Annotated in this window: 14 protein-coding genes; all 14 read left to right on the top strand. The window is 28.4% G+C overall.

Annotation, left to right across the window (positions count from 1 at the left end; genetic code table 11):
• Positions 1-64: 64 nt before the first annotated feature.
• The 14 genes from ABDZ60_RS15405 to ABDZ60_RS15340 all read left to right on the top strand — a co-directional run bounded on the left by ABDZ60_RS15405 (position 65) and on the right by ABDZ60_RS15340 (position 23794).
• Positions 65-5434, top strand: a complete 5370-nt coding sequence (locus ABDZ60_RS15405) for a GH92 family glycosyl hydrolase (protein WP_343779239.1) — start codon at positions 65-67, stop codon at positions 5432-5434.
• Between the two features lie 228 nt (positions 5435-5662).
• Positions 5663-6442, top strand: a complete 780-nt coding sequence (motA, locus tag ABDZ60_RS15400) for a flagellar motor stator protein MotA (protein ID WP_343779237.1) — start codon at positions 5663-5665, stop codon at positions 6440-6442.
• An 18-nt stretch (positions 6443-6460) separates the two neighbouring features.
• On the top strand, positions 6461-7219 hold the full coding sequence (locus tag ABDZ60_RS15395) for a flagellar motor protein MotB (protein WP_343779235.1): 759 nt from the start codon (positions 6461-6463) through the stop codon (positions 7217-7219).
• A 253-nt stretch (positions 7220-7472) separates the two neighbouring features.
• The gene (locus ABDZ60_RS15390) at positions 7473-8951 is read left to right on the top strand and encodes a methyl-accepting chemotaxis protein (protein WP_343779233.1); all 1479 of its coding nucleotides are present in this window, start codon (positions 7473-7475) and stop codon (positions 8949-8951) included.
• Between the two features lie 361 nt (positions 8952-9312).
• The gene (locus ABDZ60_RS15385) at positions 9313-10650 is read left to right on the top strand and encodes an ABC transporter substrate-binding protein (RefSeq protein ID WP_016206289.1); all 1338 of its coding nucleotides are present in this window, start codon (positions 9313-9315) and stop codon (positions 10648-10650) included.
• A 72-nt stretch (positions 10651-10722) separates the two neighbouring features.
• Complete coding sequence (locus ABDZ60_RS15380) at positions 10723-11685, top strand: carbohydrate ABC transporter permease (RefSeq protein WP_343779231.1); 963 nt, start codon at positions 10723-10725, stop codon at positions 11683-11685.
• Positions 11685-12512 (top strand): carbohydrate ABC transporter permease, encoded by an 828-nt coding sequence (locus ABDZ60_RS15375; protein ID WP_047001862.1) that lies wholly within the window; start codon positions 11685-11687, stop codon positions 12510-12512. The genes ABDZ60_RS15380 and ABDZ60_RS15375 overlap by 1 nt, the downstream gene beginning before the upstream one ends.
• 30 nt (positions 12513-12542) lie before the next feature.
• The gene (locus tag ABDZ60_RS15370) at positions 12543-15701 is read left to right on the top strand and encodes a hypothetical protein (protein WP_343779229.1); all 3159 of its coding nucleotides are present in this window, start codon (positions 12543-12545) and stop codon (positions 15699-15701) included.
• A gap of 16 nt (positions 15702-15717) precedes the next feature.
• Complete coding sequence (locus ABDZ60_RS15365) at positions 15718-17058, top strand: glycoside hydrolase family 30 protein (RefSeq protein WP_343779227.1); 1341 nt, start codon at positions 15718-15720, stop codon at positions 17056-17058.
• Between the two features lie 68 nt (positions 17059-17126).
• A complete protein-coding gene (locus ABDZ60_RS15360; protein ID WP_016206285.1) occupies positions 17127-18143 on the top strand; it encodes a LacI family DNA-binding transcriptional regulator in 1017 nt (338 codons plus the stop codon).
• Between the two features lie 53 nt (positions 18144-18196).
• Positions 18197-20893, top strand: a complete 2697-nt coding sequence (locus ABDZ60_RS15355) for a GH36-type glycosyl hydrolase domain-containing protein (protein ID WP_343779225.1) — start codon at positions 18197-18199, stop codon at positions 20891-20893.
• A 286-nt stretch (positions 20894-21179) separates the two neighbouring features.
• Positions 21180-21413, top strand: a complete 234-nt coding sequence (locus tag ABDZ60_RS15350) for a hypothetical protein (RefSeq protein ID WP_016206283.1) — start codon at positions 21180-21182, stop codon at positions 21411-21413.
• A gap of 48 nt (positions 21414-21461) precedes the next feature.
• The gene (locus ABDZ60_RS15345) at positions 21462-22868 is read left to right on the top strand and encodes a GH1 family beta-glucosidase (RefSeq protein ID WP_047001858.1); all 1407 of its coding nucleotides are present in this window, start codon (positions 21462-21464) and stop codon (positions 22866-22868) included.
• A 197-nt stretch (positions 22869-23065) separates the two neighbouring features.
• On the top strand, positions 23066-23794 hold the full coding sequence (locus ABDZ60_RS15340; RefSeq protein WP_343779222.1) for a MurR/RpiR family transcriptional regulator: 729 nt from the start codon (positions 23066-23068) through the stop codon (positions 23792-23794).
• The last annotated feature ends 28 nt before the right edge of the window (positions 23795-23822 follow it).

The following is a 23822-nucleotide window of genomic DNA, read 5'->3' as shown; positions in this document are numbered from 1 at the left end:
TTCAATGTTAAAATGAGGATATTACGAAAGTAAAATTATGAGATTATAGGAAAGGATGGGTAAAATGAAAAAAACAAGAAAAAAAGGTTTGTTAGCAATTTCTTTAACAGCTGCATTTACATTAAATTTATGTAATACCTTTGCTTCACCAGTTATTAAAGCAAGTGCAGCAGAAGAAAGCTACACTCAATATGTTGATCCATTTGTTGGTACAGATGTAGACTATGGGCAATTATTTCCAGGGAGTGTGGTTCCGTATGGATTAGTGAAATTAAGTCCAGACACATATCCACATAAAACAGATGATCATGCTGGATATGACTATAGCAAAGATCGTATTCAAGGATTCTCTCATACAAGGGTTGAAGGGGTAGGAGGACAAGGCTCAGGTGGAGACATACTTATTACACCTACTTATGTAAACTATTCAGCAAGACCAGATGCAGCAACTAAAGGACAAAAGTATTCCCATGATAATGAAAGTGCAAATCCTGGATACTATAGTGTTGAATTAACCCCTAAAACTGGAAATGATAACAATGCAATAGATAATGAAAGCTTTGGAAATATTAAAGCTGAAATGACTTCAGATATTCATACTGGATACCATAAATATACATTTCCTAAAGCTGGTGAGGTTTCATTATTACTAGATTTAAATTATACATACCATGGAACTGATATACGTAATGCAATATTAGATGTTGTTGAAAAAAATGAAGACTTTACATCTATTTCTGGTAGATTTAGTGGGAAAAATGTTAGTGGAAATGGAAAATATACACTATACTTTTACTTAGAAACAAATAAGCCAACAAAACAAGTAAAGACTTGGAATAACTCAACATTAACAGAGCAATCTTCACAAAAAGGAAATGACATAGGAGCAATCTTAGGCTTTGACGTTGCACAAAATGAAGCTGTAGAAATAAAAGTTAGTATTTCTACAATTAGCAGCGATCAAGCTAAAATTGATATGCATAATGAAATAGATGAATGGAATTTTGATAAAGTAAAAGCTAATGCTGATAGTAAATGGAATGAAATATTAAGTAAAGTTAAGGTGGAAAATTCAGCTAAAAGTGATCCTGATGGAAGGCTAAAGAAATTATTTTATACTCACTTATATCATATGTTTACAACACCTGTAAACGCAACTAGTACAACAGGAGAATTTAGAGCTACAGATACTAATATATATGAAGCTGATGATTATACTCACTATGATTCATGGACTTTATGGGATGATTTCCGTAAATATCCTATGATAGGATTAGTCCTCCCAGATATTTACAAAGATATAATTAGATCATTAGCAAATACCATGGAATATGGAATAGGAACTTGGGGAATTGATACACAAACAGTACCTACTGTTCGTACTGAACATGCAGTTGCTCTACTAGCAGATGGAGTAGCTAAAGGTTTCACTGATATAGAAAATTTATTACCAGCTTATGAAAAAGCTAAACAAATTGCAAATAATACTGTAAATGAAGAAGCACAAAGATTAGGATATATAAAAGGAAGAGTAGATAAGACAGTTGAGTTTTCTTATGATGATTGGGCAATTTCATTCTTATCAAAAGCATTAGGAAATGAAGAAGAATATGAATATTATTTAAATCGTTCTTTCAATTATAAAAACTTATATAAAGAAGATGCAGTTCAAACAAGCGATGGAAATATAGGATTATTATGGCCAAAAGATGCAAATGGAAATTGGATGACTGCCAACCCAGAAAAGTATGGAGATAACGGATTATACCAAGGGACTTTATGGCAATATACTTGGTGGGATTCAAATGATGTAAATGGATTAATGGATCTTATGGGTGGAAAAGAAACTATGTTAAAAGCATTATCAAGATTATATGGTGAACAAGATCCTGATAATGGAAAGGCAATGCTTCATACAAACACTAACGAAATAGATTTACACACTCCTTATTTATTTAATTTTGCTGGAAAACCAAGCAGAACTCAATATTGGGTAAGAAACATTTATACTAAAGAAACATGGAATCGTTATAGTGGAACTGGTGAGTATAAGCAACCTATTTATGATTATGTATATAAATTAAGTCCAGATGGATTTATGGAAACTATGGATGATGATGCAGGAACAATGGCTTCAATGTTTGTTGCAGCAGCAATGGGTCTATTCCCAATGACTCCAGGAGATACAACATTCCAAATAGGAACACCATTTTTTGAAAAGGTAACACTAGATGTAGGAAATGGAAAAACATTTGTTATAGAAGCAAATAATGTATCAGAAGATAATTTTTATATTCAATCAGCAACATTAAATGGAAAGTCTTTCGATCGTACGTGGGTAGATTATTCAGAAATTATTAGAGGTGGAAAACTATCATTTAATATGGGATCAGAGCCATCTAATTGGGCAGAAGATGGAGTTCCTGCTATGTCAAGCAGTGATAATATCAATACAGAAGTTTTTGATAAAAAAGATCCGATAGCATATACTACTTCTACTTTCAATGAAGGTGATGCAAATGATGGAAGTATAAAAAATAATATTGTTATTACTTCAAAGAATGTAGGATTTACTGGTGATATAAACGAAGATTATTTATCTAGTGGAAAAATTAAAATAAGTAATGTTCCAGAAGGTTTGAGTGTATCAGCAGTTAAAACAAGTGAAAATACTATAGAAGTAAAGTTAAATGGGAAAGCACTAAAACATGATTTAAATGATAGTATTGGAGATTTAACTATTGAATTAAATGACAATGCATTTACTTCACCAGTAGATAGTATCCGTCAAATAAAGAATAATATTAAAATAATGTTTAAAGATGATTATTTAGAATATAGTGAAAATATATTAAAAGAAAGTAAAGATGATGATGGAAGAATAAGTGATAATGTTACCATCGCATTAAGTGGAAATTCTAAATTTTCAGGAGAAATTGGAGAAGATTTTGTAGTAGGGAATAAATTAACAATAGACTCTTTACCAGAGGGACTAATAGCTGTAGCTAAAAAAGTATCAGATAAACAAGTAGTATTATCATTTGAAGGTAATGCAGCTAAACACGATGCAGATGTAGATGATATGATTATTAGTTTCGAGGACTCAGCATTTGTTGGAGCAAAAGCTTGTGATATTGAAAATTCAAGTAAGGGTGGTATGAATGCACTTTTATTAGATTTTTATCTTGATTATTCTGTACGTTTAAATCAAGCCATTATTAAAGGAAAAAAGATAAAAGAAGGTGTATTTACAAATTCATCTTATAAAATGCTTGTTAATGCTATAAATGACGGACAAGTATTACTAGATACTGGCAGTACATCAGAAAAGGATTTGAAAGATGCATATTATAAAATAAATAATTCAATTGATAAATTGAAGTTAAGCACAGATGGATTGGTGAGACTAGAAGGTGAAAAAAGTGATGCTTGGTCAGAAAATGGATTGAAAAATGAATCTATAAATCTTGGTGGAACGTACAACGGAGCATGGATTCGCTATGATGGACTTGATTTTAGTGATAAAAATGTAAGTTCAATAAGCGTTAGATATGTAAATAATTCAGGAAGGTGTGCTGCAGATTCTAAAATAGAAGTTAGAAAAGATGAATTAGATGGCGAATTAATAGGAACAATTGAGTTAACATCAACTGCATCAGACTGGAATAATTATGTTGTAAAAACAGTTAATCTAGAAAATCCTTCATTACTAAATAATATTCATGATATTTATTTTGTAATGAAAGGATCAACAACAGATTCTAAGCCATATATCTCAAATATAGATTGGCTTCAATTTAATGGAGCGAAATCTTATGGAATGTACGAAGCAGAAAGTTATGAAGCTTGGAGTGGTGGAAATTTAAAAATAGAAAATAGTACTGATGCTTCTGGAGTTTCACTAACAAATATAGGAGGATCGTATGATGGTGCATGGGTTTCCTATAAAGATATTGACTTTACAGGAAATGGCTTAAGTAAAATAAGTGTTAGATATGTTAATAATTCAGGACGATGTGGGGATAACTCAAGATTAGATATCTATCTTGATAGTATGGATAGTGAAGTAGTACAATCCATTCCAATTCCAGCCACAGGTAGCAACTGGAACACATATAAAGATATAACTGTTGATATGAATAACGTAATTACAGGAAAGCATACAGTTTATCTTGTAATGCGCACAGATGTAGTAGGGACTAGAGCTTACGTAGCTAATATAGATTGGTTTAAATTTGAAGAAGTAATTGATAAAGGTGAGTTAAGTAATTTATATGAGAATAATAAGAATTTACTAGAATTAGAGGACAGATATCATGAATTTGGATTTAATTTATTTAGTAAGGCAATGAATAAGACTAAAGATGTCTTAGAAAATGAAAGTGCAACAGCTAGTGATATACGTAGTGCAGTGAGGCAACTTAAAGTTGCTTTAGGTCAATTAGAATTAAAGATTGTAGATGAATTAAATAATCTTATTAAAGAAGCTAAAGCAATATCACAAGAAGAATATACTATAGATAGCTATAATTTCCTACAAAATGCAATAAGTACAGCAGAGGAAGTTGGAGTAGGAAGTCCATATGAATTATATAAATCAGCATATGATACTCTTATAAGTGCAAAGGGAACATTAACTAAAATTAATAAAAAAGTCTTGGTTGAATCTATAGAAAAAGCTAATGCAATTGATTTAACTAAATATAAAGAAGAAAGTACACATGAATTTATTGAAGCACTAAATAAAGCTAAGGAAATTAATGGTGCAGTAGCATTAACACAAAAACAAGTAGACGATGCAGTAGAATTATTAAATAATGCAATGAATTCATTAGTTGAAATTCCTATTATAGATATATCAGAATTAAAAGAAACAATAGAAAAAGCAGAATTAATTGATTTAAGCAAATATATAGAAGTAGGAAAAGATATATTTTTTAAAGCCTTAGAGGAAGCTAAGATAATTATTCAATCACCTAATACCAGTGAAGAAGTTAAAGAAGTTTCTGATAAGTTAAATAATGCTATAAATGCATTGAAATTAATTCCAAATAAAGAATCTCTAGAAGAACTAATTAATGAAACAGATAAAATAGATAGCTCTAAATACACAGAAGAATCAATAAAACAACTTAGATCTGCTTTACAAGCTGCAAAAGCTGTTTTTGAAAATAAAAATGCTGATGCAAGTGAAGTTGAAAGTGTAATTAGGTTGCTAGAAGAAGCTAAAGCAAAACTAGTGAAGGTAACAAATCCAGGAACAGAAAATCCAGATCCAAATCCAAATGAGGGAAATGGAAAAGGAAATGAAGATTTATCACTTCCAGGAACAGGAGATGATTCCTCATTAAATAAGTATATGTTTGTTGTGCTAAGTTTAAGTGCCGGATTATATCTGCTACTAAGGAAAAATAAAAAAGCTAAATTGAATTAAAATAATGCTTATAAGTTTAAAAATAATTAGTATTTAAAAAAGGTAAATAAATTAATAGGGTGTTATGAAATTACTGTTTTGTTCTTTTGTAACATCCTTATTATATTATTTAAAATTACTATATAAATTTGGCCGCAATATAAATAGTATTTTGAAATATCCTGTGATAAAATGTCTATATAAATCGATATTTTAAATTATATTTAGAATAGAAAAGGGGTAGAACAAATGGATATTTTCTTAATTATTGGTATGATAACAGGACTCTTGGCTATAATTGTTGGAATGATTGTTAAAGGTGCAGATGTTGCGGTTTTACTTAATCCTGCTGCAGCACTTATAATTCTTGTTGGTACTGTCGCAGCCGTTATGAATTCATTTCCTAAAAAGGAGTTTCTTAATATTCCTAAAATTCTTGGGGTTCTTTTTAAAGAGAAAAAGGGTGAAGATCCAGTAGAAATCATTGGACAAATAGTAGAAATGTCACAATCAACTCGAAAAAATGGATTATTATCTTTAGAAAGTGTAATGCAATCTTTAGATAATAAGTTTATGAAAAAAGGACTTGAAATGGTAGTAGATGGTGTAGAGGCAGAGTATATTAGAAATATTTTAGAGATAGAAATTGATAGTATGGAAGAAAGACATCGTACAGGTGCATCTGTTTTTACCACAGCAGGGGGAGCTGCTCCAACCCTGGGAGTTCTAGGGGCTGTTGTTGGATTAATTGGTGCTCTTGCAGATTTAAGTGATACTGAAAAACTAGCGCACATGATAGCTGGTGCCTTTGTTGCTACGCTTTATGGAATATTTTTTGGATATGTAATTTTCCATCCTTTTGCATCAAGACTAAAAAGAAAATCTCAAGAGGAGATAAATAATATGTATATAATCCTTGAGGGAATTTTATCTATTCAAGAGGGTCAAAGTCCTAAAAACATAGAAAATAAGCTTCTTAGTATGATAAATCCGAACGAGAGAAAAAGTATGGAAGATAAAAATAGTTAAATTTAAAGGAGATTAATGATGGCCAAGAAGAAAGTTCACCATGAAGACCATGTTGATGAAACATGGCTTATACCTTATTCAGATATGTTAACTCTTTTACTTGCACTTTTTATAGTAATGTTTGCTATGAGTAAAATAGACCAAGAAAAGTTTCAAAAGGTTAGTAGTGAATTTAATACTATTCTTTCAGGTGGCAGCGGAATAATGGAAGGTGGTAACGGGGGAGGCTCACCATTAGAAGGGTCTGATGGCTCAAGTGAATCTGGTGGAGAAGCAAACTTAAGTAATGCAAGTATTGAAGAAAATAAAATGCAAGATATTAAGCAATTAATAGATAACGAAATTAAGAAAAATGGATATAGTGATAGTGTTGATGTTGAAGTTAATGAAGGAGGTCTTGAAATCTCTATGCAGGATGTTATACTTTTTAACTCTGCTGAAGCAAGTGTATTAAGTGAAGGATATCCATTGCTTATGGAGATATCTAGCATGTTAAAAGATTTAGACAATGATGTTAGAATAATAGGACATACAGATAATTTACCTATTAATAATGAGGCTTTTCGCTCCAATTGGGATTTAAGTGCAATGAGAGCTATAAATGTTATGAATTTCATGGTTGATTCAGGAGGAATGGATTCAAGAAAGTTATCAATTCAAGCGTATGCTGATCAAAGACCTAGATTTGATAATTCTACAGCTGAGGGAAGAGCAAAAAATAGAAGAGTAGAAATTATTATAGTGCGTAAATATACTAATAATGAGCAAGGTCAATAATTATTATAATGTATATAAAAAGTTCTAAAGATAAAACTATAAGAAATTAAAAATGAAATACTTAAGTGATAGTGTTTAGAAAACTCCTATAGGAGTTTTTTATTTTTGTCATAAAGTTTAATGTGAATTTATAGATCAATACTTATTTAATGTATATTATGAGAAAATATTACAATTTATATCTTTATATTACTGAAAAAGTATGCTAGTATATTGCTATTAAGTTTAGCAGTTAAGGAGAATTATTAGTTATATGGAGAATTTGTCACTAAATTATGATACTAAAAAAGTAGATACATTCAATTTAAAGCTTTCTTGGGCAATTATAGTTTTATTAGTAATGCAATCATTTTTGAACTATGGAATAGAATATGCAATTAAAGCGGCATCTGTAGGGTTATTTTTTGGAATATTAAGTACTATAGTAAAGTTTTTAAAAATTAATACTAAGATAAAAAACTTTTATATTGGTTCATCAGCAACATATGTAGGTTTTGTAATGTCATATATTACGCAGGGACAACCTAAGATATTTTTAATCCATTATATAGCATTAATGATGATAGGACTTTATTTTAGAAAAGCTTTAATATTAGTCTATGTAGTATTTTTTAATATAGCAATATCTATTTATTTCTTTATAAGTCCTATGAGCTTAGTTGCGTCAGGAAGAATTAATGAATTTATATCATATGTTTTTCTTTTTGATATAAGTGCTTTTATTTTATATTATGTATCTAAATGGGGAAATGAATATGTTCAAGTTGCTATGAAAAGTCAAAAAGAAGCAAAGAAATTAGTTGAAAAACTTGAGGAAACAATGAATATTATCAAGAAAAGTACAGAGAATTTAAATGGTAATATAAAAAGCTCTTCAAGTGATGTAAGTATAATTAAAGATATGAGCAATTCAATAACTTTATCTGTAAATGAAATAGCTAGAGGAGTTAGTGATGAAGCAAGTAGCATTCAAGATATAAGCAAGTTAGTTTTAGATGTTGGAGGAATAGTAAAAGATACTCAGAATATTTCAATGAATGTAGCTAAAGTAACAAATGAAGCTGATAAATTAACAGTAAGCAGTATTGAAAGATTTAATAAAGTTAGCTATCAAATGGAGATAATAAATAATACAGTCACATCATCTGCTAGAAATGTTAACGAATTAGGAAATAGCATAAATAATATAAATTCTATTTTATCAAGCATAGTGGATATATCTGAACAAACAAATCTTCTTGCGTTAAATGCAGCAATAGAGGCAGCAAGAGCAGGGGAAGCAGGTAAAGGATTTTCAGTGGTAGCTGAAGAAGTAAGAAAACTTGCAGAACTTAGCAAAGAAAATGTTGAAAATGCAAGTAAAATTATTAATGATATAAAAGTTAGTACTAATATAGTATTAGATGAAGTAAATAAAGGAAATGAAGCAGCTAATGTTGGTAAAGGTCTTATGGATATTATGGTTAACAGTTTTAATAGTATGACAAATTCATTTAAAAATGTTACTAATATGATTAGTTTAGAAGACAAAAACATTGAAGACTTAGCAAATAAATTTAAAGAAATTCAATATAAAATCGAAAATATAGCTAGTATATCAGAAGAACATTCTGCATCAATAGAAGAAATACAAGCAACTATTGATGAACAAAATACAAGAGTGAATAATAGCTATAATTTAGTTAGGAATATGGAAATAGAAAGTAAAGAATTAGAAAAGATAGTTATATAAAGTAATTATAATAAAACTAAGAATCTCTTTTTGATAAATAATAATTATCAGAAGGAGATTTTTAATATTTATAAGTCAAAAGACTAAGAATTTATAGATAAATATCCATTGGACAATTTATGGAAAATAAAACATAAAAAGTATTTACAAGAATAAATATAGGATGTATAATTTAAATGTAAACAGTTTCTTACAAGTATTTATATTTACTAAATCGGTTTCGAAAAAAGTCTGAGAAAGAAAAAGATGTTCTATAAGATAAGAAAAATTTTTTTGAAACACTTCGAAACCAGTTTCGATTTTAGCTTTTAAAAGAAACCAATTAGTAAATATAGAAATATAAAATTTAGGAGGATTAATTATGAGGGTTAAAAAATTGATGTCATTAGTAATGGTGGGTTTAATGACAGCATCGTTAGCAGCATGTGGGAAATCAAATGGATCAGAAGGAAAGAAAACTGAAGGAAGCGATAAAATAGTGGTGTGGAGTTTAGCAGAAGATTTAAAAACTTTTGCTGAGTATTATCAAGAAAAAAATCCGGATAAAAAAGTTGAAGTTACTGTTATTGCTCCAGCGGATTATCCAACTAAGCTTACAACTGCATTAAGGGGTAAGGCAGAAGTTCCAGATGTTATAGTTGGAGAGCCACAAATGCTACCAAATTTCTTTGAAGCAGGATTTTTTGAAGATTTAACAAAAGAACCATACAAAGTTGAAGATTATAAAGATAAAATAGTTGATTATGTATATGAAGCAGGTAAAGATGTTGATGGAGTTGTTAGAGCTTTAAGTTATCAAGTTACTCCAGGTGGAATAACTTATCGTAGAGATATAGCAAAATCTGTTTGGGGAAATGATGACCCTCAATTTATAGCAGATAAGTTTAAAGATGTAAAAACAATTATCGAAACCGGTAAAGAACTTAAAGAAAAAGGATATAGAGTATTTTCAGATACAGGAAATTTAAGATGGTTTGTGTATGGTAATGATCCAGAACCATGGGTTAAAGATAATAAGTTAATGATGACTAAAGATAGATTAGATTATTTAGATGCTGCAGTCGATTTATATCAACAAAAATTAGTTGCATTTGCGCCAGAATGGTCAGCAGCTTGGTATGCATCAATGAATGGTCCTGTTCCTGTTGATGCAGAGTGGCAAGAACTTAAGGATATAGATCAAAATGCTGAAAAAACAGAAGTATTTTCATATGCATTACCTACTTGGGGAACATTAATACTTAGAGATAATGCAAAAGATACAGCAGGAAAATTTGGAGTAACAACTGGCCCTAATTCATATTTTGCTGGCGGCACATTCGTAGGTATAAGTAGTTATAGCAAGAATAAAGAAGCTGCATGGGATTTTATTAAGTTCTGTACTTTAGATGAAGAAGTAGCACAATGGTGGATTGATAAATCTAATGGTGATGTAGTTGCTTTAAAATCAGTTTTAGAAGCTAATAAAGATTTAGAAAATCCTGCATTAGGTGGACAAAAATCTTATGACTTTTGGTTAAAGCAAGCAGAAGATGTTGATTATTCATTAGTAACCAAATATGATGATCAAGTTGGAAAATATTATGGACAAGCTATTGAGTCAGTACAAAAAGGTGAAAAGACCAAGGAAGATGCATTAAAGGAATTCTATAGTAATATAAAATCAGTATATCCAGAAATAGAAGTTCCAAGTAACTAGTATATCCCAAATATAAGAGGTGAAAATAAATTTCACCTCTTTAATAAAATTAAGATGCTAGGAGGGAAAAAAGTGAATTTAGGTAGAACTAATTATAGTAATAAAATTGAAATTAAGGGAAAAACATCTTTTAAAAGCATAAATAAAATAAATAGGCATGGGTATTTATTTATTCTACCATTTTTAATAGTTTTTATAATATTTAATATATATCCTATACTAAGAACTTTATATTTAAGTTTTACAAATTTTAATGGATATGGAAAGATCGAATTTATATGGTTTGATAATTATACACGTCTAATTCAAGATAAAATGTTTTGGAGTGCATTAGTTAATACTGTAAAGATATGGGGAATAAACATAATACTTCAACTTGGCTTAGCATTTTTACTAACAATTATATTTAGTGATATGAAATATAAAATGAAGGGACTTAGTATTTTTAGAGCTTTATTTTACTTACCTAATTTAATTGCAGCAACATCTGTAGCATTTTTATTTGCAACTTTATTAGATTGGCAATTTGGATCCTTAAATCAAATTTTAGTAAATGCAGGTGTAATTAATAGTAAAGTCAATTGGCTAGGACAGCCAGGTACTGCGGTAATTGTAGTAGCTGTAATTGGTGCATGGATGTGGTTTGGAAATTCATTTTTAGTATTAATGGCTGGTGTTCAGGGAATATCAAAAGATTATTATGAAGCAGCAACAATTGATGGTGCTGGTAGATGGACAATATTTGGCAAGATAACATTACCTCTTTTAAAACCTATATTGCTATATGTTGCTATAACCTCATTAATAGGTGGTCTGCAAATATTTGATATCCCATTTTTAATTACCGATGGATTAGGTTCACCATCAGGATCAATAAATACAGCTGTTATGTACTTATATAATACAGCATTTAGGTTTAATAATGTTGGATATGCATCAGCTATTGCTTATGGATTATTCTTTATAATAGCAATATGTTCAGCTTTTACATTCAAAACAATGTATGGATCAAAGAAAGATAAGGGGGTAAGTTAATGTTCACGAAGTTTAAAAAATCATTATTATATTTATTCTTAATTATTTTGAGTATTATATGCTTAGCCCCATTTGCAATGATGTTAGTTAATGCAACTCGTAGTAATCAAGAAATAATATCTGGTTTTACATTAATTCCTGGAAGCTCCTTATTAGATAACTGGAATGCTATGGGTAAATATTTCAATATATTTACTGGTCTTCGTAATAGTTTATTTGTTTCAGTATGTGTAACACTATTAACAGCATATTTCTCAGCATTAACAGCTTATGGATTTGCAATATACAAATTTAAAGGCTCAAATATAATATTTACTATAATTTTAGTATTAATGATGGTTCCATCACAATTAGGATTATTAGGATTTTATGATTTAGTAAATACAATGGGATTAATGGATAGCTATATACCACTTATAATTCCTTCCATAGCAAATCCATTTGTAGTGTTCTTTTTAAAGCAATATATAGAATCTGTATTACCTAGAACTATTATTGAAGCAGCCAGAATAGATGGAGCAAGTGAAATAAGAACATTTCATAAGATTGGTATTCCGATAATGATGCCAGGAATAGCAACTATATCAATAACAACATTTATAGGATCATGGAATAATTATTTAGTTCCATTAGTTTTATTACTTAGTCCAGAGAAGTTTACATTACCAGTAATGATGGGATCATTGAGAGCGTCTAAAGATATAGCTTCAAATATGGGAGCAACATATTTAACAGTTGCAGTTTCAGTATTACCTATAATCATAGCCTTCATGTTCTTATCAAAATATATTATTAGTAGTATATCCGCAGGTAGTGTCAAGGAGTAGATTAAATTATATTGAGAGGAAGGTTGGAAGATGGATAAGAATAGTAGAAGTAAAGCAGATTATATAGATGAATCAGGCTTTTACGTTATAGAAAATTACGATATAAAACCACCTTTTGCAAGTTTTTTATCAGGAGTTGCTGGTATAGAAGGTATTCCAATGTGGTCATTTTATGTAAATAGAGGTCAAGTGATTAGTAGCATTGGGATTAAGGATAAAAACAATTGTATAATGGAATTTTTTCCAGCAAATGAAGCGTATAAGATGGTTACTACTAATGGATTCAGGACGTTTATAAAGATTATATCAGATAACTCAAATATAATTATAGAGCCGTTTTCAGTTAGTAGAAGTGAAAATATTAAGAGAATACTTAAGATAAAAAATAATGAATTGAGGATAATAGAAATAAACAAAGATATAAATTTAGAAATAGAAGTAAAATATTTTACTATTCCAAATGAAAAATTTGCAGCACTTGGAAGAGAATTAAGGATAATTAATAAATCTAATATAGTAAGGAATATAGAAGTATTGGATGGATTAGCTGCAATTTTACCATACGGTTCTAATAATAAGGATTATAAAGAGATAGGAAATACATTAAGAAGCTGGATGCAGGGTGAGATCAAAGAAAATAATGTAGCAATATATAATTTAAGATCTTCTACAGGGGATACAACAAAGGTTGAGATGGTGAATAATGCATATTTTTATATAGCATTTGATGATAATGAAAAAGTACTAAAACCTATAGTAGATCCGGAGAATATTTTTGGATATGATACTAGCTTAGTAAATCCATTTAAGTTTAAAAATAGTGTAGAAAAGTTATTTGAAAGTAATGAAAACATTTGCTATAACAAAGTACCTTGTGCTTTTTCTGGGAAGCAAGCAGTTTTGACAGAAAAAGAAGAAGTTAAGATTCATAGCTATATAGGATACATGAATAGCATTAATGAGGTAGATGACAGCTTAAATAAGTTATTGAGCAAGAAATATTTTAATGAAAAGATTATAGAGAGCAATAAGTTAATAGATAAAATAGCTGAGCATGTTAATACAGTAACTAATTATTCATTATTTGATGAATATATTAAACAATGTTATATAGATAATGTTTTAAGAGGAGGATATCCATTAAAAATAGGTAAGAACAAAGTATATTATGTCTACTCCAGAAAACATGGTGATCTAGAAAGAGATTATAATTTCTTTAATATAGAGCCGAATTTTTATTCTCAAGGTAATGGGAATTTTAGAGATATAAATCAAAATAGAAGAATGGATATTTACATTCATCCCTTCACTAATAAGGAGAATATTAAATTATTCAACAACTTGATACAACTTGATGGATATAATCCATTAGTTATAAAAGGAAAGAAGTTTTATATAGATAAAAATAGAAAAGCTTCTATTATAAGCATATTAAAAAAATATGAAATTAAGAATGAAGATATATTATATAATATTTATAATAACGAATTTACATTAGGTGAGCTATATTCATATTTATTAAAAGAACAAAATTTATCAAGTGATAAAATTAGTATTTTAATTGATGAAATAATAGATATTTGTGAAGAAAAAATTGAAGCAGATTTCGGTGAGGGATTTTGGATTGATCACTGGACATATAATCTTGATTTAATAGAAGAATATTTAGATGTTTATCCTGATAAACTAAAAGAATTGCTAATAGATGATATGGAGTATAAATTTTATAACTCTCCAGAGCATGTTTTACCTAGAAGTGAAAAATATATTATAGACAATAATACTATTAGGCAATATGTAGCTTTAAATAAAAAAGGCAATGTAAATCAATGGATATATAATAAAGAAGGAAAAATATATAAGACTAATTTGATTACAAAGCTGTTCATGCTTACTACTATTAAATTTATGACTTTGGATGTTATGGGATTTGGAATTGAAATGGAAGCAGGCAAGCCAGGATGGAATGATGCTATGAATGGACTTCCAGGTCTTATAGGATCAAGTTTTGCAGAAACAGCAGAGCTAAAAAGATTAGCATGTTTTATTAAAGAAAATATAAATCTAATAGAAAATGGATTAAAGCTTCCAGTAGAATTTTATGATGTAGTTAAGAAATTAACGGATAATCTTTCGAAAAATCTTAATGATATATTACCTCAAAGTCAATATTGGGATATAATTTCAAATATAAGAGAAGATTATAGGGAAAAGGTTAAATACTCAATAGATGGAACTGAAAAAATATTATATAAAGATGATATAGAAAATGCAGTAGATAAGATGATACAAAAAATAGATATAGGAATAGATGGAATAAAAGAGTTGAATGATGGAAAAATTCCTACATTTATGTATTATGAAGCTGTAAAATTTACTAAAGATAAAAATGGAAATATAAATCCTATAGAGTTTAAAGTTAATTTTCTTCCTTTATTTTTGGAAGGGTATGCAAGATATCTTAAAACGAATTTAGAAGAAAAAGAAAAGAAGGAAATATATATAACTTTAAAAAATAGCGATATTTATGATAAAAAATTAAAAATGTACAAGACATCAGAATCTTTAGAAAAGGTTACATTTGAAATAGGGAGAGCAAGGACTTTTACATCAGGATGGCTTGAAAGAGAATCAATTTTCATGCATATGGAATTTAAATATATTTTAGAACTAATAAAAGAAGGGCTATATGAAGAATTTTATGAGGATATAAAAAATGTATTACCTCCTTTTATGGATTCAAAAGTATATGGAAGAAGTATATTAGAAAACTCTTCATTTATAGCAAGCAGTGCTAATCCAGATGAAAGAACACATGGAAGAGGATTTATCGCAAGATTAAGTGGAACTACTGTAGAAATGTTAAGTATATGGAAGATAATGACAGTTGGGAAAAATATATTTAAATATGAAAATGGAGTTTTAGAATTCGAATTAATGCCAGTATTGTCAAAAGATTTCTTTAAAAATAATATAATAGAAACTACTTTACTAGGAAGTATAAGGCTAAAGTATATCAATAAGAATAACAAAGATACCTTTGGTTCAGGAAAAGGAAATATAACTAAATATGAATTAATAGGTATTGATAATAATATTAAAGTAATTAACCAAAAGAAAATACTTGGAACTGATGCTGAAAAGATAAGAAGTGGCCAAATAAGAGAAATAATAGCTACAATAGAATAATGGAGAGGTAATAGTTATGAATGATTATAAGGTATTTGTTACTTGTAAGCATACTAAAGATAGATTAAATGAATATTGCTTAGATGATATTAGTATAGATGATAATAAAGACTTAAATTGTACAATTACAGTAGATACTAAAAAAAGATTCCAAAAAATATTAGGATTTGGAGGAGCAATAACTGAATCAAGCGCATATGTACTTTCTAAGATAGATGAAGAAGAAAAGAAAAAAATTCTAGATTTATATTTTAATGAAGAATATGGAATAGGATATAATTTTGCAAGGATTCATATTAATAGCTGTGATTTCTCACTAGAGAATTATAGTTTTGTTGAAGAAAATGATAAATCATTAAGTAGTTTTTCTTTAGATAGATATGAAAAATATGTACTACCATTACTTAAAGAGGTTATTAATGAGAAAAAGAGTGAATTAAATATACTAGCAAGTCCATGGAGTCCACCAAGTTACATGAAAACCAATAATGAAATGAATAATGGTGGAAAATTGAAGAATGAATATAAACAATTATGGGCTGAGTATTATGTTAAGTATATAGAAGAAATGCAAGAAAAGGGATTTAATATCTGGGGGGTTACTGTACAAAATGAGCCAGCAGCAAAGCAGATTTGGGATTCATGTTTGTATTCAGCTGAAGAAGAGAGAGATTTTGTAAAATATTATTTAGGGCCTACTTTTGAAAGAAATAAATTACTCGATAAAAAAATAATAATATGGGATCATAATAGAGATTTAGTTTATAATAGGGCTAAGACAGTGCTAGAGGATAAAGAAGCAAATAAATATGTATGGGGTACAGGCATACATTGGTATGTTTCAGAGGAGTTTGAAAATACATCAAAGGTTCATGAAGAATTTCCAGATAAGCACATAATATTTACTGAAGGATGTCAAGAAGGTGGAGTTCATATTGGTTCTTGGGAGCCAGGAGAAAGATATGGTAGAAATATAATTGGTGACTTAAATAATTATGTAGAGGCATGGATAGATTGGAATATAGTTTTAGATGAAACTGGCGGACCAAATCATGTTGGAAACTTATGCGATGCTCCAATAATAGTAGACACACAAAAAAGAGAAGTAATATATAACAGCTCTTTTTACTATATAGCACATTTTAGTAAATTCATTAAGAAAAATTCATTAAGATTATTAACTAAAGTTACTAATGATAAAAAAATCTATGCACTTTCTTGTATAGATGACAAAGAAGATATATGTATAATTTTAATGAATGAAAATGAAGAAGATAGAAATGTTACTTTAAAAATAGATAATGAAATTATTGATTTGAAATTAAAAGCAAATTCAATATATACTTTATGTAAATAACTATTAAAGACTAATCATAAAGAACTAATGTAATGATGAACTTAAAATAGAAGGGATGAGATGAAACGGTGATTACAATATACGAAATCGCAAAAATTGCAGGAGTTTCTCCTACAACTGTATCAAAAGTAATAAATAATTATCCAGATGTGAGTGATAAAACTAGAAAAAAAATTAAAAAGATATTAGAAGAAGAAAACTTTCTTCCAAACTCTCAGGCACAAGGGCTAACCACAAAGAGAACTTGGACATTAGGAATTGTTTATTATGAAGACCTTGGTGTAGGATTAAGTCATCCTTTCTTTTCTAAAGTAATAGAGGCATTCAAAAAACAATCAGATATACATGGATATTCATTATTGTTTGGTTCTAAAAATGATAGACTGAAAAATGATACTTTTTTAGAATATTTTAAGTATAAATGTGTTGATGGGGTAGCGATTATTTGTACAGATCCTCATGATAAGGAGACATTATCTCTTGTAAATAGTAATTTTCCAATTGTAATAATAGATATGTTTGCGGAATATGCATCAACAGTTACATCAGACAATAAATCAGGATGCAGACAAGGAATTGAATATTTATATAATTTAGGGCATAGAAAGATTGCTCATATATACGGTACATCAAACGGTGATAATTGGCCAAGTACCGTAAGAAAAGAATCTTATATAGAAAGCATGAAAGAATTAGGGCTAAAAATACCAAGAGGATATTTAGTAGATGGTACAAACTTTGATTTTACTGGTGGATATAAAGCTATGCAAAAGTTATTAAAATTAAAAAATAGACCTACAGCTGTTTTTACAGCAGGAGATAAGATGGCCCTTGGTGCTATAGAAGCTATAAGGGAGGCTGGACTTAATGTACCAGGGGATATCTCAATCTTGGGATTTGACGATATAGAGATATCACAATATGTCACTCCCAAATTAACAACTATAAGGCAAAACTGTGATGAAATAGGGAGAGCAGCAGTAGATATTTTAGTAGAACAAATAAATAAGAAAGAAAAGCTAAAAATTAATAAGGTAATACCTGTAGAATTAATTGTAAGGGAATCTTGTACTAAAATTGATTAATATGCTCAAATAAATAATAAAGTAGATAAATTAAAAATAAGGGGGGATTAATATTGCAAAGAATTAATTTTCAAAATTATACAGGGAAATTTACACTTAAGGATCCAGAAAAGAATAGCTATTTATACTTTCCAATAGCTAATGAAATTGGAGTTATGTCTAGTTTGACACCTACTTTAAATGGTGATTGCAAGATGAATCAAAATACATTTTTATTAGCACCAGTTAGTAGTGAAGATCTTCATAACAATAAGTCATCAAGAAATTTCTGGATATATGTTGAAGGAAAAACTGCTTGGTCTGTAACAGGGGTATCATCACAGCAGCAATCAAAAGTTTTTTCTAAAGAAAAGGAAGAAACTGAAATTGAATGTAGCATAATGTGTCATAAGGTAATCAGAACCTCTAAAGAGATGGGATTAAAAAGTGAGATAATCAATTTTGTACCAAATGGATATAAAGTTGAATTAATGAAAGTAACAATAACTAATATATCAGAAGAAGATATAAATATAACTCCAACAGCAGCTATACCGCTATATTGTCGTTCAGCAGATAATATAAGAGATCATAGACATGTTACTTCATTATTGCATAGAATAGAAACTATTAATTCAGGGGTAATAGTTAAACCAACACTTACATTTGATGAGAGAGGTCACAAAATAAATGAAATAGTTTATGGAGTTATAGCAGTAGATGAAGATAAAAGTATGCCAATAAGCTTTTCACCTATAGTAGAAGAATTTATAGGGGAAGGCGGTTCCTTTGAAAATCCAGAAAGTATAATGTTAAATAAAGAATTTAATATTAAGTCGGGAGAAAAGTTTGAGGGATATGAAAGTATAGGAGCATTAAGATTTAAGAATGAAAAAATGAAACCAAATGAATCAAAATCTTATATAATTGCTTTTGGATATGGGGAATCAGTAGATGATTTCGAAAAGCTTACTAGTACATTATTAAAGGAAACCGATTTCGAAGAGTTATTAAAAGATACTAAGTTATATTGGGAAAATAAAATTAATCTTAAATATAATACTGGAGATAGCACATTTAATAATTGGATGCATTGGGTTAATTTTCAACCTATTCTTAGAAGAATATATGGATGTTCATTCTTACCTCATCATGATTATGGAAAAGGGGGAAGAGGATGGAGAGATCTATGGCAAGATTGTTTAGCTTTGTTAGCAATGGATCCTAAAGAAGTAAGAGAAATGCTATTAAATAATTTTGCAGGAGTAAGATTTGATGGCTCCAATGCAACTATTATAGGAGCAAATTTAGGAGAATTTATAGCAGATAGAAATAATATAACTAGGGTATGGATGGATCATGGTGCATGGCCATTCTTAACTACTAATTTATATATCAATCAAAGTGGAGATATAAATTTTCTATTAGAAAAACAAAGTTATTTCAAAGATTTACAAACTGTACGAGGTACTGACAAGGATAATCTATGGAGTATAGAGCAAGGAAATAAATTATTAACAAAAGAAAATAATATATATTTAGGTACTATTTTAGAACACATATTAGTACAACATTTGACTGCATTTTATGATGTAGGAGAAAATAATAATATGAGGTTAAGAGGTGCTGATTGGAATGATGCTTTAGACATGGCTAAGGAAAAAGGAGAAAGTGTAGCATTTACAGCATTATATTCAGGAAATCTAGTTAATATATGTGAACTTTTAAAGAAAATTAAAAACGAAAATAAAATTAAACACGTAGAGATGGCAGAAGAGATAGAAGTTTTGTTATTCAAAAATAATATATATGATTATCCACAAGAAAAGATAAATATTTTAAATACTTATTGTAAAAGTTGTAATCATGATATAAAAGGAAGAACTTCTGAAATTGATATAGATTTATTAGTTAAAGACCTTGAAGAAAAAGCAAATTGGATAAAGAATCACATTAACTCTAAAGAATGGATTACAAATTCAGAAGGTTACAGTTGGTATAATGGTTATTATGACAATAGTGGAAAAAAAGTTGAAGGTGACTTTGAATCAGGCACAAGAATGATGCTTACAGGACAAGTATTCACAATAATGAGTAATATAGCAACGGAAAAACAAGTAAAAGAGATAGTTAAGGCAGCTGATAGTTACTTATATGACAAGGAAGTTGGAGGATATAGACTAAATACTAATTTTAAGGAATTAAAAACGGATTTAGGCAGAATGTTTGGGTTTGCTTATGGAAGTAAAGAAAATGGAGCAGTTTTTAGTCATATGACTATTATGTATGCCAATGCACTTTATCAAAGAGGTTTTGTAAAAGAAGGATTTAAAGTTATAGATGCACTATATAAACACTGTATTAATTTTGAAGTTAGTAAGATATATCCTGGAATACCCGAATATATAAGCTCTAAGGGACGAGGAATGTATCATTATTTAACAGGATCAGCAAGTTGGCTTATTTTGACTGTATTAACGGAAATGTTTGGAGTAAAGGGAAGTTATGGAGATATGAAACTTGATCCTAAACTATTACTAAGTCAATTTGATGAAGACAACAAAGCAAGTATAAGTTTAGTATTTAGCGACAGAAAATTTAAAGTTGAATATATAAATGAATTGCATAAAGATTTTGGAGAGTATAAAATTCAAGAAATATTCATCAATAATGAAACATATGAATTTGATAATTTAAATACCATAGATAAAAAATATATAAATTCACTAGAAGTAGATAAAGAACACATAATTACTGTTATATTAAAATAAAAAGTAATGATATCCTTAAAATAAATAATATATAAAGGAGAGATAGGCAGTTTACTATCTCTCCTTTAATAGCAGTGTAATTAAAATAGATTTAATATATACTTTTTAATAATAAATAATATATTTTCCTAAAGATTATTGATATAATTATGATAACGATTTGTTACAAAAATAAAACAAATTATAAAATGTGATATTTGTTTTATTAATTCATAAAAATAGGCTTTAAATTAAAAAGTATTGTAAAATTATATTAAAGAATTAAAAAATCGTAGGGGGATAAGTTATGTATAATGTAGAAATAAATGGAGTTCAAATGAAATTTATAAGAGAATTTTTTGATAATTATGAGGATGATAAAGTTAAGCTTACAGTAAGTGATGATAAAAATAGAATAAAAATAATTTATTCAGCTGAAACAAGTTTAACAGCAAAAGAATTAGAATCATATTTAAAAACACAATTTAAAACAAAATCAAAGTATGGAACAGCACTTTATTATACACTTTATGTAAAGTAACAAATTGAAATAAATTAAGCTTATTTTTATGAATTGGAGGAAATATAAATGAAGTTTGCAAAGGATTTTTTATTTGGAGCAGCATCTGCATCATATCAAGTAGAAGGTGCCTGGAATGAGGATGGAAAAGGAATTTCTAATTGGGATGTATTTTCTAAGATACCAGGGAAAACTTTTGAAGGAACTAATGGTGATATTGCGATAGATCATTATCATAGATATAAAGAAGATATAAAATTAATGGCGGAGATGGGATTAGAATCATATAGATTTTCAATTTCATGGCCTAGAATAATACCAAATGGTGTAGGAGAAGTAAATCAAAAAGGAATAGAATTCTATAACAATATAATAAATGAATGTTTAAGTTATGGAATAGTTCCATTTGTAACATTATATCATTGGGATATGCCTCAAGTTTTAGAAGAAAAAGGTGGATGGATAAATAAAGAAACAATAGACGCATTCTTAAATTATTCAGAAGTTTGTTATAAAGCCTTTGGAGATAGAGTTAAACATTGGATTACATTCAATGAAACAGTAGTATTTTGTGGACTAGGATATTTAGCAGGAGCACATCCGCCAGCAATAGTAGGTGATTTAAATAAATATTTCCAAGCCACTCATAATGTATTTTTAGCTCATGCTAAATCAATTGAACTATATAAATCATTAAAACAATATGGTGAAATAGGTATTACACATGTATTTTCTCCTGCATTTAGTATAGATAATAAAGAAGAAAATATAATTGCAGCTAAGCATGCAAATGAAATTGATACAAATTGGTATTATGATCCAATATTAAAAGGTGAATATCCTAAATATGTTGTAGATATCATTGAGCAAAAAGGAATTAAAATTGATTGGACAGATGAAGAACTTCAAATAATAAAGAGAGCTTCAGATAAAAATGATTTTATAGGACTTAATTATTATCAACCTCAAAGGGTAATGAAAAACAATATGGATGAAGAAGTTGAGAGAAATAGAGAAAACTCAACAGGAGCACCAGGTAATCCTTCATTTGATGGTTTTTATAGAACTGTTAAAATGAATGATAAAAAGTACACAAAATGGGGATGGGAGATATCACCTGAAGCATTTTTAGAGGGATTAAGAATGCTAAAGGGTAGATATGGAGATATAAAAATATATATAACAGAAAATGGATTAGGTGATGAAGATCCTATAATAGAAGATGAAATTGTTGACATACCTAGAATTAAGTTTATTGAAACTCATTTAAAAGCTGTTAAAAATGCAATTGAAGAAGGAATAAACTTAAAAGGATATTATGCATGGTCAGTTATTGACTTATTAAGTTGGTTAAATGGATATAAAAAGCAATATGGTTTTATATATGTAGATCATAAAAATGGTTTAGCTAGAAAGAAAAAAGCCTCTTTCTATTGGTATAAGCATATAATAGAAACAAGAGGCGAAGATATATAAATTTAATTAAAGACATTTAATTTAGGGCTGGGATCTTCATAAAAATAGATTTCAGCCTTTTATAATAATTATCTAGCTAAAGTGGTATAATTATATAAAGATTATTTAAATTTAATATAAAAAATTATTATTAATTTAAATATTTAAGATTATATATAACTATATACATTATCTTAAATTAGCAAAGGAGATGAGTAATGTTTAGTTATAATAAAATACAAAGTTTAAATGAATTAGAACTATCCCTTTATAATTATATAATGAAAAATAGTGAAAAAGTAATTTATATGAGAATAAGGGAATTAGCAAATGAAGCTCATGTGTCAACTACCACTATACTAAGATTTTGTAAGAAATTAGATTGCGAAGGATTTTCAGAATTTAAATTAAAGTTCAAAATGTATATTGAAAAAGGTGGAGGAAAATCATTAACAGATAATACCTCAATGATAATTGATTTTTTAAAAAAGGCACAAAGTATGGATTATAGAGAAAAAATAGATATGGTTTGTGATGAGTTAAATAATGCCAATACAATAATATTTGTTGGAATAGGATTTTCAGGTATTCTTTCAAAGTATGCAGCAAGATATATTTCTGCAATAGGTAAAAATGCTATATATATAGATGATCCGTTTTATCCTATAAATATTAAATGTACAGAAAATTATGTTACTATTGCATTTTCTGTGTCTGGAGAAACTCCAACTGTAATAGACCATATAAATAGGTTAAAAAGAAAGGGTAGTAAAATAATAAGCATTACCAATAATGAAGATTCAACTTTAGCAAGAATATCAGATATAAATATTGGTTATTATGTGCAACAAGAAAAAACAGAAGAAAACGATATTACAACACAAATACCAGCGTTATACATTATTGAAACAATAGGTAGAAAATTATATAGAAATTATAAGGGATAGATGAATAGCATCTATCCCTTATAATTTC

The organism is Clostridium sartagoforme, assembly GCF_039521405.1.
In the GTDB taxonomy this organism is placed as follows: Bacteria; Bacillota; Clostridia; order Clostridiales; family Clostridiaceae; genus Clostridium; species Clostridium sartagoforme.
Note: the sequence above shows the minus strand (reverse complement) of the source record. Positions and strands in the feature narration are given on the sequence as shown.